The organism is Frankia sp. CcWB3, assembly GCF_977927595.1.
Genome location: NZ_CDWRCK010000027.1, coordinates 12,995 through 24,491 on the forward strand (window position 1 = coordinate 12,995; position 11,497 = coordinate 24,491).

General features: G+C 72.3%; 12 protein-coding genes and 1 pseudogene. 10 read left to right on the plus strand and 3 right to left on the minus strand.

Going from position 1 to position 11,497, the window contains the following annotated elements; all coding sequences use genetic code 11:
* Window positions 1-1,158 (minus strand): Fe-S cluster assembly protein SufB (gene sufB / locus ACY5KJ_RS04005; RefSeq protein ID WP_462202817.1); only part of this gene is annotated, 1,158 nt, incomplete at its 3' end.
* Complete coding sequence (locus ACY5KJ_RS04010; protein ID WP_462202818.1) at window positions 1,155-2,036, minus strand: helix-turn-helix transcriptional regulator; 882 nt, start codon at window positions 2,034-2,036, stop codon at window positions 1,155-1,157. The genes sufB and ACY5KJ_RS04010, both read right to left, overlap by 4 nt.
* A gap of 327 nt (window positions 2,037-2,363) precedes the next feature.
* Between ACY5KJ_RS04010 and ACY5KJ_RS04015 the strand changes: the two genes are divergently transcribed.
* The 6 genes from ACY5KJ_RS04015 to ACY5KJ_RS04040 all read left to right on the plus strand — a co-directional run bounded on the left by ACY5KJ_RS04015 (window position 2,364) and on the right by ACY5KJ_RS04040 (window position 8,707).
* A complete protein-coding gene (locus tag ACY5KJ_RS04015; RefSeq protein WP_462202819.1) occupies window positions 2,364-3,068 on the plus strand; it encodes a hypothetical protein in 705 nt (234 codons plus the stop codon).
* Between the two features lie 156 nt (window positions 3,069-3,224).
* Complete coding sequence (glpK, locus tag ACY5KJ_RS04020; protein WP_462186235.1) at window positions 3,225-4,757, plus strand: glycerol kinase GlpK; 1,533 nt, start codon at window positions 3,225-3,227, stop codon at window positions 4,755-4,757.
* 222 nt (window positions 4,758-4,979) lie between these two features.
* The gene (locus ACY5KJ_RS04025; protein ID WP_023841558.1) at window positions 4,980-5,519 is read left to right on the plus strand and encodes a transcriptional regulator; all 540 of its coding nucleotides are present in this window, start codon (window positions 4,980-4,982) and stop codon (window positions 5,517-5,519) included.
* 303 nt (window positions 5,520-5,822) lie between these two features.
* On the plus strand, window positions 5,823-6,752 hold the full coding sequence (locus ACY5KJ_RS04030; RefSeq protein ID WP_462186261.1) for an ABC transporter ATP-binding protein: 930 nt from the start codon (window positions 5,823-5,825) through the stop codon (window positions 6,750-6,752).
* A complete protein-coding gene (locus tag ACY5KJ_RS04035; RefSeq protein WP_462186234.1) occupies window positions 6,749-7,534 on the plus strand; it encodes an ABC transporter permease in 786 nt (261 codons plus the stop codon). The genes ACY5KJ_RS04030 and ACY5KJ_RS04035 overlap by 4 nt, the downstream gene beginning before the upstream one ends.
* 141 nt (window positions 7,535-7,675) lie before the next feature.
* Complete coding sequence (locus ACY5KJ_RS04040) at window positions 7,676-8,707, plus strand: COX15/CtaA family protein (protein WP_462202820.1); 1,032 nt, start codon at window positions 7,676-7,678, stop codon at window positions 8,705-8,707.
* 80 nt (window positions 8,708-8,787) lie between these two features.
* Here the strand turns inward: ACY5KJ_RS04040 and ACY5KJ_RS04045 are convergent.
* A pseudogene (locus ACY5KJ_RS04045) lies at window positions 8,788-9,380 on the minus strand (IS1634 family transposase); the annotation flags it as partial.
* A gap of 105 nt (window positions 9,381-9,485) precedes the next feature.
* On the opposite strand from ACY5KJ_RS04045, the gene ACY5KJ_RS04050 reads away from it, so the two are divergent.
* The 4 genes from ACY5KJ_RS04050 (at window position 9,486) to ACY5KJ_RS04065 (ending at window position 11,433) form a co-directional block, all read left to right on the plus strand.
* Window positions 9,486-9,644, plus strand: coding sequence for a hypothetical protein (locus ACY5KJ_RS04050; protein WP_462189186.1), 159 nt, complete (start codon window positions 9,486-9,488; stop codon window positions 9,642-9,644).
* 25 nt (window positions 9,645-9,669) lie between these two features.
* Window positions 9,670-10,233, plus strand: a complete 564-nt coding sequence (locus ACY5KJ_RS04055) for an AzlC family ABC transporter permease (RefSeq protein WP_462202822.1) — start codon at window positions 9,670-9,672, stop codon at window positions 10,231-10,233.
* A 313-nt stretch (window positions 10,234-10,546) separates the two neighbouring features.
* Window positions 10,547-10,852 (plus strand): AzlD domain-containing protein, encoded by a 306-nt coding sequence (locus ACY5KJ_RS04060; RefSeq protein ID WP_462202821.1) that lies wholly within the window; start codon window positions 10,547-10,549, stop codon window positions 10,850-10,852.
* Window positions 10,852-11,433, plus strand: a complete 582-nt coding sequence (locus ACY5KJ_RS04065; protein ID WP_462189189.1) for a YbaK/EbsC family protein — start codon at window positions 10,852-10,854, stop codon at window positions 11,431-11,433. Before ACY5KJ_RS04060 ends, ACY5KJ_RS04065 begins: the two co-directional genes overlap by 1 nt.
* Window positions 11,434-11,497 lie beyond the last annotated feature (64 nt).

Here is an 11,497-nt window from a genome sequence, read left to right on the forward strand (position 1 = left end):
GTCGACGAGCAACGCGTCGCACTTGACCGTCGACCGGGAGGCCGACGAGCCCTCGTTGATCTGGACGAGCCCGCGGTAGGACGTCCGCCCACCGCCGCGGGCCACCGACTTGGAGACGATCGTCGAGGAGGTCCGGGGCGCGGCGTGCACCATCTTCGCGCCCGCGTCCTGGTGCTGACCGGCACCGGCGAAGGCGATGGAGAGCACCTCGCCCTTGGCGTGCTCGCCGAGCAGCCACACGGCCGGGTACTTCATCGTCACCTTGGAACCGATGTTGCCATCGATCCACTCCATGGTGCCGCCCTCGTGGCAGGCGGCGCGCTTGGTGACCAGGTTGTAGACGTTGTTCGACCAGTTCTGGATGGTCGTGTACCGGCAGCGCGCGTTCTTCTTCACGACGATCTCGACGACCGCCGAGTGCAACGAGTCCGACGAGTAGACCGGCGCCGTGCAGCCCTCGACGTAGTGCACGTAGGCGCCCTCGTCGACGATGATCAGCGTCCGCTCGAACTGGCCCATGTTCTCGGTGTTGATCCGGAAGTAGGCCTGCAGCGGGATCTCGACCTGCACGCCCGGCGGCACGTAGATGAAGGATCCGCCCGACCACACCGCCGTGTTCAGCGCGGCGAACTTGTTGTCCCCGACCGGGATCACCGAGCCGAAGTACTCCTGGAACAGCTCCGGGTGCTCACGCAGCCCGGAGTCGGTGTCCAGAAAGATGACACCCTGCTCCTCGAGGTCCTCCCGGATCTTGTGGTAGACGACCTCGGACTCGTACTGTGCGGCGACCCCGGCGATGAGGCGCTGCTTCTCCGCCTCGGGGATGCCGAGGCGGTCGTAGGTCGCCCGGATGTCCTCGGGCAGGTCCTCCCACTCCTCGGCCTGCTTCTCGGTGGAGCGGACGAAGTACTTGATGTTGTCGAAGTCGATGCCCGACAGGTCGGCACCCCAGGTCGGCATGGGCTTGCGCTCGAACAGCCGCAGCCCCTTGAGGCGCAGGTCGGTCATCCACGACGGCTCGGACTTCTTGGCCGAGATGCCGCGGACAACCGCCTCGGACAGGCCGCGCTCCACGTCGGCGGCGTAGGCGTCGGTGTCAGCCCATCCGAACCGATAGGAACCAAGGCCTTCCAGGGCGGTCTCGGCAGAGGTGGTCATAGGGCGGAACCCTCCGAAGACGAGAATGGTGGACAGGCCAGGGACGCGGGCCGGGCCGGGCCGGATCCGGCCACGGCGGAATCAGGCAGCACCCGAGCGGAGCCGTCCTTCCCGGGCCCGTTCTGGTCGGGCCCGTTCTGGTCGGACCGAGCACGCGAAGCCGTGCCGGGCGCCGTGCCCACGGCGGGGTGGCTCACGGCGGGGTGGTTCGCGGGGATCTGACCCGCGGGGATGTGAGTCGTGCAGACGCCGTCGCCGTGCGCGATCGTCGCCAGGCGCTGCACGTGGGTGTCGAGCACGCGGGCCAGCACCGCGGTCTCGGCGTCGCACAACGCCGGGAAACGCTCCGCGACGAACTGGACCGGGCAGTGGTGCTGGCAGATCTGCAGACCGGTGGGCAGCGCGGAGACGCTCGCGGTGTACCCGGCGGCGGTCATCGCCTCGGCGAGCACCGCCGGACGATCCGCCGGCTCCGCCGCCACGACCGCCTCGCGCACCCGCCGCTCCAGGTCGACGGCGCGGGTGTCGGCGAACTGAGTGACCGCGCTCGCGCCACCCACCTCAGCCAGGAAGCGCAGCGCACCGGCCGCGAGATCGGAGTAGGCGCTGGGACCGGCATGATGGCCGGCCTCGGTGAGCGCGTAACGCCGGGCCGGGCGTCCCCGGCCACGCGGCCCCCGGGACCGGCTCTCCGTGGGCGTGATGATGCCATCCGCGACCATGGCATCGAGATGCCTGCGGATAGCCGCCGGGGAGACCCCGAGCTGACGGGACAGCTCGGCCGCCGTGGCCGAGCCGCCTTCCAGGAGCAGACGCACGACCCGGTCGCGGGTACGGCCGTCCGCCGTCCCGCTCGCCCCGTCGTGGTCGTATTTCACAACACCAGTGTGCCCTATTTCCCGGACGCGGTCGAACCGGGGTCGCCGGAACGACAGCCCAACGGGGCAATCTTCGTCACAGCAATGACGCAGATCACACTCGCCGGACGTGATCACACAACGGATACCCACGGGCCGTACCCGACCGGCGACCACGGGCGGCGGAATGCCAGACTTGCGCCCACTGCCGTACCTGCGCGCCCACCCGGGCGCGCACCCCGGGTCGGCACATCGGATGGGCACACCAGCGGGCCGGCGGTCGCGGCACGCGGCCGCGCCCGGCCACCACCGACCCGGAGACGATCTCAGGCGGGAGGCGACGGGCGGATGCGGTCACAACTGTGGCGCGGCGGAGTCCGGCGGGCGCTGCTCTCCCTCGGGCTGACTCTCCTGCTCGCGGCCTCGGCGGCCTGTAGCGGCGACGGGGAGAAGAGCAACGGGCTGGAGAAGCTGCCGGCCGGCGAGGTCGGCACGCGCACCCTGCAGGCGTTGCGCGCCGCGACCGGCGTCCACGTCGTCGGCACCGAGGCCGACCCGCGCTCGGACGCCCCCGCCCGTTACGACCTGGTGATGTCCGGCACGGTCACCCGTGGCACCATCGACGAGTACGGTCAGCGGACCCAGATCATCAAGATCAAAGACGACACCTACGTCCACCGCGGCCGCGCCTACTACGAGGGGACCGGTGACGCCGCGGCCGGAAGCCTCCTCGCCGACCGCTGGGTCCGCCTGGCCCCCGCCGACGCCGCGAAGTACAGCTACTTCACCCTCGACCGGCTCGCCGCGTCACTGACCAGCTACGTCGTCGGGCTGTCCGGCCCGGTGCGAACCGAGAAGCTGGCCGGCACCCAGGCCGTCCGGGCCGCGAGCCCCGGCGGAACGGCCTTCTGGGCGGCCAACACCGGACCCGGGTACCCGTTGAAGGTGGTCGTCGCCGGTCGCTCCACCAACGAGATCACCTTCGACGATTACGGGACGCCCGCAGCCGGCACCCCGCCCGGCGACGTCGTCGACCTGTCCAACCTCGGCTGAGCCGCCCTTCCCGGCACGCCGGGCCCGCCTCACCTCTCCCCTATCTATACCTTTCTATCTATCCTTCCTTCCCCGCCTCCTTCTCCTCACCGTGCACCGCTCCCCTACCATGCGTCCCTTGCCATGCGTCAGCGGCCCGTGGGCGGGAGGAACGAGATGAGCGTGCCGGCACGCGGATCCCTGGTGGCGGCGGTCGACCAGGGGACCACCGGGACCACGGTCTGCCTGCTCAACCGGGACGGGGTGGTCGTCGGCCGCGGCTACACCGGGATCCGGCCCCGGTTCCCCCGGCCGGGCTGGGTCGAGCAGGATCCGGACGAGCTCTGGCGCAGCGTCGTCGACACCGTCGCCGCGGCGCTGGCCGGCTGCGGTCGCCGGGCCGGGGAGCTCGCCGCCCTCGGCATCACCAACCAGCGCGAGACCACCGTGCTGTGGGACCGGCGGACCTCCGCCCCGGTCCACCCGGCCATCGGGTGGCAGGACCGGCGGACGGCCGCGGTCTGCGAACGCCTCACCGCCGAGGGGCACGCGGGTGCGGTGGGGGAACGCACCGGGCTGGTGCTCGACCCCTACTTCTCCGGTACCAAGATCGGCTGGATCCTGGACGACGACCCCGGGCTGCGCCGGCGCGCCGGCCGGGGGGAGATCGCCTTCGGCACCGTCGATTCCTGGCTGGTCTGGAAGCTGACCGCCGGGGCCGCGCACGTCACCGACGTCACGAACGCCTCCCGCGCCCTGCTGCTCGACCTCGCCGCCGCGAGCTGGTCCCCGGAGATGCTCGATCTGCTGGGCGTTCCCGCCGAGATGCTGCCCGCTGTCGCGCCGAGCTCGCGGGTCTACGCCGAGACCGATCCGGACGCCTTCCTCGGCGTGCGGATCCCGGTGGCGGCCGTGATCGGCGACCAGCAGGCCGCTCTGTTCGCCCAGGGCTGCTTCGCACCCGGCCAGGCCAAGAACACCTACGGCACCGGTTCCTTCGTGCTGGTGAACACCGGCTCGGCCCTGCCGGCGCCGCAGTCGACGCTGCTGCGGACCGCGGCGTTCCAGCTCGACGGCGAACCGGTGCGGTACGCGCTGGAGGGGACGGTCCTGTCCACCGGTGCCGCCGTCGACTGGCTGCGGGACTCCCTGGGGATCATCCGGGATGCCGCCGAGACCGCCGACCTGGCCGCCTCCCTGACCGGCAACGACGGCGTCTACTTCGTCCCGGCGCTCGCCGGCCTCGGCGCCCCTCACTGGGATCCCCGCGCCCGCGGCGCACTGCTCGGGATCACCCGGGGGACCACCCGGGCGCACGTCGTCCGCGCGGTGCTCGAGGGCATCGCCTACCGCACCCGGGACGTCGTCGAGGCGATGGGTGCCGCGGGCTTCCCGGTGCGCGAGCTGCGGGCCGACGGCGGGGCCGCCCGCAACCACTGGCTCATGCAGTTCCAGGCCGACCTGCTCGGCGTCGAGCTCGACGTCCCGGACAACATCGAGACGACCGCGCTCGGTTCGGCCTACCTCGCGGGGCTCGCGACCGGGTTCTTCGCCGACCGCGAGGAGCTCGCCGGGCATCGGCGCAGCGCCGAGCGGTACCGGCCGAGGCTGTCCCGGGCCGAGCGGGACCGGTCCTACCGGCGATGGCTGCGCGCCGTGGACCGGGCCCGGGACTGGGCCAAGGACGCCGACGACGCCGACTGGGACTGACCGGGCCGACGGGACTGACCGGCCGACCGGGCTGACGGGGCTGGCGCGGCCGGAAAAACACTGTCGCGATTCCCGGATTGCGCCCCGCGACCGCGGGACCACGCCAGGGCCACGTTCCCTCGCGGCTTCTTGGTCGAACCGGCTGCCAGACGGACCGAGGCCTGACAATCTGTCACAGGGGGCGGTTGGCGTCTCCTGTCGACCTTGACCCGGACGGAGACCGTGACCGAGGCGGACTACGCCCTGGAGCTCGGCCGCCGGCTTCGCGCGGCGCGCAACCGGCGTGGCTTGTCGCTGCTGGACGTCCAGGAGCGCACGCATGGCCGGTGGACTGCCGGGACCCTGGGCGCCTACGAGCGAGGCTCTCGGACCCTGCGCGTGCATCGACTGGTCGAGCTCGCCGAGCTGTACGACGTTCCCGCGACGCTGCTGGTACCGCCGGCCGCCGATCGCCGCGAGACCGACCATCTGCCGCCGCTGGTCATCGACCTGCGCCGGCTGCGCAAGCTGCCCCCGACCCGCACCGGACCGCTGCGGCGCTGGATCGCCATCGTGCAGGTCCTGCGGTCGGACAGTTCACGCGACGTCCTGCGGCTGCGTCGCTCCGACCTGCAGTCGTTGTCCCGGCTCTACAGCACCACGCCGGCGATGCTGTACGAGCGGCTGGGCGCCTGGGGGGCGTTGGTGGAGCCGGGCGAGCCGGTGGCGGTCGGCGGGCGCCGCCGGGCACTGCCCGTCCGCCCGCCGCAGCAACGGGGCTAGCAACGGGGCTGGGTCGCGGCCGCCCGGTGGTGCCCGTTCCACCCGGCCGAAGCCTCGTGCCGGGGGCGGACCGGCCCTCCGCCCGACCCGCGATGTCCGTAGGATCGCAAGGTGGCCGAGATCCTGGCAGTCAGTGTCACGGACCTCGTGAAGACGTATTCCTCGCGGTCCGCTTCCCCGCGTTCCGGTCGTCGTCCTCACGAGTCCGGGCGGCGGCCCCACACCGGTCGGGCCGGGCGCGGTCCCGCGGCGTTCTCCACGTCCCCTACGCCCCCCGTGCGCCAGGCGCCCCCAGCGCCGGCGGTGCCGCCGGCGCCTTCCGGCGACGCCGCTCGACCGCCGACGACGCCCGATGGTCGGATACGCGCCGTGGACGGCCTGTCGCTGACCGTCCCGACCGGCACAGTCACGGCGCTGCTCGGGCCGAACGGCGCCGGCAAGACGACCACCGTGGAGATCTGCGAGGGATTCCGCCGCGCCGACGCGGGCGAGGTGCGGGTCCTCGGGCTCGACCCCTGGGCGGACGCCGTTGCCCTGCGCCCCCGGGTCGGGGTGATGCTGCAGTCCGGGGGGATGTATCCCGGCGCCCGCGCCGGCGAGATGCTGCGCCTCGTCGCCTCGCACTACCGCCACCCGCTGGATCCCGCGGCGCTGTTGGACCGGCTCGGGCTGACCGGGTCCGCCGGTACCCCGTTCCGCCGGCTCTCCGGCGGCCAGCAGCAGCGGCTGTCGCTGGCGATGGCCGTGGTCGGCCGCCCGGAGCTGGTCTTCCTCGACGAGCCGACGGCCGGGTTGGACGTCCAGGGCCGGCGGGACACCTGGGAGCTCGTCGAGGAGCTGCGCACGGCCGGGGTCACCGTCGTGCTGACCACCCACGCCATGGACGAGGCCGAACGGCTCGCCGGTCAGGTGATCATCGTCGACCACGGCAGGGTGGTGGCGGTCGGCTCCCCCGCGGAGCTCACCCGGGGCGGCGCCGAGGGGCAGCTGCGCTTCCGGGCCCCCGCCGGGCTGGATCTCGGCCGGCTGCTGCTCGCGCTGCCCGACGGCACCACCGCGCAGGAGGGCCCGGCTGGGCACTACCTGTTGCAGGGCACGGTCGACCCGCAACTGCTCGCTGCGGTGACCGCCTGGTGCGCGGGTAACGGCATCCTGGCAGAGGATCTCCGGGTCGAACAACGCACGCTGGAGGACGTCTTCGTGGAACTGACCGGATCGGAGCTGCGCTCATGACCGGCGTCCCGCTGCTCGATCTGCGCCCGGCTCCGGCGCCCGCGTCGCGGGCCCGGATGCTGGCGGCACAGACCAGACTCGAGCTGGTACTCACCCTACGGCGCGGCGAGTCCGTCCTGCTCACCCTGATCATCCCGGTCGGTCTGCTGGCCTTCTTCATCGCCGTCGACGTGCTGCCGAGCTCCACCGAGCGGCCGGTGGACTTCCTCGTCCCCGGGGTGCTCGCGCTGGCCGTGATGTCGACCGCCTTCACCGGGCAGGCGATCGCGACGGGCTTCGAACGCTCCTACGGCGTACTCAAACGCCTCGGGGCGACCCCGCTGCCCCGCGCGGTCCTACTCGCCGGCAAGACGTTGGCGGTGCTCGCCGTCGAGGTCATCCAGCTGGTGCTCCTGGTGGCGGTCGGGTTCGCGCTGGGCTGGGACCCGACCGGCGGGCCGGTCGGGGTTCCGGCGGTGCTGGCGCTGCTCGTCCTGGGCACGGCCGCGTTCTCGGGGCTCGGCCTGCTGATGGCCGGAGCCCTGCGGGCCGAGGCGACGCTCGCCGCCGCCAACGGCGTCTACCTGGTGCTGCTGCTGATCGGCGGGGTGGTGTTCCCGCTGTCGAAGCTTCCCGGCTGGCTGCGGGCGGTCGCCGAGGTGCTGCCGACCGCGGCGCTGTCGGACGGGCTGCGGGCCGTCCTCGCCGAGGGCGACGGTCCGGGGGCGCGTACCCTGATCGTGCTCGCGGCCTGGGCGGTGGCGAGTCTGGCGCTCGCCGCCCGCACCTTCCGCTGGGAGTAGAGCCGCTGAGAGTAGAGCCGACACCGGGACCGTCCGGTCACCGGGCACCATCCGGCCGGCAGGCAGGCACCATCTGGCCGGCAGGCACCATCCGACCAGCGGAGAAGGATCCGAGCGGCCCGCGCCGGACAGGGCGTTACCATGGCAGTCGTGCCAGCTTCTACAGAGCGTCGGAGTTTGCCGCTGATCAGCCTTCGCGCCTTCCGGCTCCTCACCACGCTCAACGTGGTCCTGCTGTCACTAATCGTGGTGAGTGGCGGCGTGGTCCGCCTGACCGGCTCCGGTCTCGGCTGCCCGACCTGGCCGCAGTGCGGGGACGGCTCGTTCGTGCCGCACTCGGAATACGCCCTGCACGGAGCGATCGAGTTCGGCAACCGGGTCGTCGGCCTGGTGGTCGGCCTCGTGGCGCTGATCACCCCGCTGGTCGCGCTCCGCCTGCGCGGCGGACGGCGGCGCGATCTTCGGCTGCTGTCCTTCGGCCTCTGGGTGGGTTTCCTCGGACAGGCCGTGCTCGGCGGGATCACCGTCCTGACGAAGCTGCACCCGGCGACCGTCGCCGCCCATTTCCTGCTCTCCATGGTCCTGCTGTGGAACGCGGTCCTGCTGGACCACCGGGCCCGCCAGGACGCGGGTGCGGCGACCACCCCGGGGGTCGGTCCCGCGCTGCGGTGGCTGGCGCGCCTGCTGGTGGTCGTCTCGGCGGGGGTGCTCGTCCTCGGCACGGTCGTGACCGGCGCCGGGCCGCACAGCGGTGACAGCGATCATCCGGCCCGCTTCGGGTTCGACCTCGTCAACGTCTCCCAGCTGCACGCCGACGGCGCGATGCTGCTGGTCGGGCTCGTCGCGGCCATGGCGTTCGCGGTGCGGGTCGCCGAGGCTCCCGACGAGGCCAGGAGGACCTCCCTCGCCCTGGTCGGAACCGTCCTCGCGCAGGCCGCGATCGGATTCACCCAGTACTTCCTCGGCGTTCCCGCCCTCCTCGTCGCCCTGCACATGACCGGGGCGACCGTGATGTGGGTCGCCGCGCTGCGGCTCTGGCTCGCCCTGAGCTCCCGGCACCCCCGGCCGGCACCGGGCGCGGCGCCCACGCTCGCGGCGGCCGGCGCCGAGGTCCCCGCGCCCGCCGGGCCGGTCGGGACCACCGCCCCCACCAGCGCCGGCGTCGGCTCCTAGCGGAAGTTTCGCCCCTAGTTTGATCTTGTCTGGAGTATTCGCAGCTCATGACCGATGTCGATCTTCCGGAACTGTATGACCTAAGTCCGGGGCGCCCACCTCGCGAGGCCGAAGATCTCGGCGAGTCGGTCCTGGGCGGGAGTGGTCTCGGTGAGCATACGGCGCGCCTTCGGACGGCCCCCGGTCGAGGGGTAGATCATCGCCGTCTCCTCGATCCCGGCGAGCAGGTCGAGCAGGACGCGTACCGAGTGTTCCTGCCCGGCACGCGCGGCGTGACGGCGCATCAGGTGCGCGACCTGCAACGCGAGCACGCAGGTGAACATGTGGACACGGATCGTGTGATCCGTGTCCAGTGGTGCATCGGGCTGAACGAGACGACATGCGGATCCTTCATCTGGCGGAACGCGAACTCGGCGTCCGACTGCGACCGATAGGCCGCGACCACGTCGCCGACCGGCCAGGCGTCACGGTCGGTGACCAGGACCCGCTTCCCGAAGATCTCCTCCTCGAGGGCGGCCCGGGCCTGCGGGTCAACCGTCCAGGTCAGCCGGTGCGCGGCCGGGGTGTCCCCGGTCAGCTTCGTGGTCACGACGCGTCGCACCCACGGGTCCGCGCAGATCGTGTCGATCTCGGCCTGGACCTTCTCCCGGGGCCGGCGGGTCTTCCCCCGGGCCGGCACACGCGGATGGGTGAACCGACCGCCAGTTACCGACATACTGACAGTGGTACGCTACTGAGCGTTCATATCGATGCGATCAGTGGTGCCGGCGACACGTCCGTGCCGGCCGCCAGCATTCGCGCGTGGGAGCAGCTCACCTCGGTCGGGTTCAGCGTGACTCTGGTGCCCGGCGGCCACGACATCGCCGTCAGCTCTGGCGACGCGCTGGTGGCCGAGGTCGCCGCAGCCTGTCGACGAGCGCTCCGGGAGAAGGCGTGACAGCTGCAGGCTCGACGCGGTGGCCATGAGATCGTCGCCGCCCGGGGTGAGTCAGGAAGCCGCCTTCCCGATGCGGGAGATCGCCGCGGGGTTTCGCGCGACGATTCCCCTGGCGATGGGCGTGGCGGCGTATGGCCTCGCGATGGGCGCGGTCGCCCCGACCCGGGACATCACGCTGGTGCAGTTGCTGATCATGGACGCGGTCGTCCTCGCGGGATCCGCGCAGATCGTCGTCGTTGGGTTGTGGGGAATACCTGTACCGCTGGCGGCGATCCTGGCGAGCACCTTGATCATCAATCTGCGCTACATCCTGCTGTGCGCGTCGCTGCGCGAAGTGTTCGTCGGGCGGCCACTGTGGCAGAAGCTGCTGGGGATCCACCTCGTCGCGGACGAGAACTGGGCCGTCACGCTGGCCGAGGGGCGCCGCGGGGGCGAGCGGCGCCGCCGGGTTTCCTGCTGGGCGGCGGCCTGGCGATCCTGGTGTTCTGGCTGGTCGGTAGCGGCGCCGGGTACCTGCTCGGCGGGCGGATTCCGGCACCGGAGCGATTCGGCCTCGACTTCGCGTTCACCACGGCCTTCATCGCGTTGACGCGCGGCTTCTGGCGGGGGCGCGCGGATGTCGTGCCGTGGCTTGCGGCCGGGGTGGCCGCGGTCGTGAGCTGGCGGCTGCTCGGCGGCACCTGGTACATCATGATCGGCGCCCTTGTCGGCGCGGCCGCCGCCCGGCGCGGCCCCGAACCGGACCCGCAGGTGGTATCAGAGGGGGACGCGCCCGGTGAGTCACCCGGGACGGCGCCCGGCGTGGCGGCACCTGTGCAGGCAATCGGCCCGAAGGCAGTCGGTCCACGGGCAGTTGGTCCGCTGGCGGTCAACTCGCATGGCAATCGGCCCGGAGGAAACGAATGTGGAGCGCTGAGGCCGTCCTCGCCGTCGCCGGCATGGCGATGATCACCTACTCGCTTCGGGTCGGCGGCCTGCTGGCGGCCGACTGGCTGCCGAGCGAGGGCCCGTGGGCTCGCGCGATCGGGGCGCTGCCCGGGACGGTCCTGGTGGCCGTGGTGGTGCCGGCGGTGATCGCGGAGGGCTGGGCGGGGGTCTTCGCGGGCGCGGCCACCGCCGGCGTCGCGTACCGCACCCGTAATTTGTTGGCGTCGATGGTCGTCGGTGTCGCGCTGATTGTTCTGGGTCGACGGCTGGGTCTGGCATGATGGTTGGTCGGGAAACGGGTGGGAGCAGCGGACATCTGCGTACCGATCTTCTGCTGGCGCCGACGTCGGCGCTGGCCCGTCCCGACCTGCTCGCCGCGCCGACCGCCGCGCTACTCGACACCTGGTCGCAGGCCGGGCGAGGGGACGAGATCGAGGTCGCCGAGATCGATCCCGAGCTGTCCGACACCGCGGCCTTCTGCGTGCACTATGGGGTGGACCCGGCCGAGACGGCGAACTGCGTGGTCGTCGCGGGCCGGCGGGGCGGTGTCACCATGCTCGCGGCCTGCGTTGTGTTCGCCGTCTCCCGGGCTGACGTCAACGGCCTGGTCCGGCCGCATCTGGACGCCCGCAAGGTCTCGTTCGTGCCGATGGACACAGCCGTCACCGAAACCGGCATGGAGTATGGGGGCATCACCCCGGTCGGGCTTCCCGCGGAATGGCCGATCCTGATCGACCGGGCAGTGGCCGAGCACCCGCGCGTCGTGGTCGGCTCCGGGGTGCGCATCTCCAAGCTGTGGCTGCCCGGCAGGGTCCTGGCCGCGCTGCCCGGAGCCCGGGTGCTCGACGGCCTCGGAACGTAGCCGCCCGCACGCCTGCGGCCCGCCGGAAAAACAGTGCCCCGTCCTGATCCCGGTGTCACCGGGC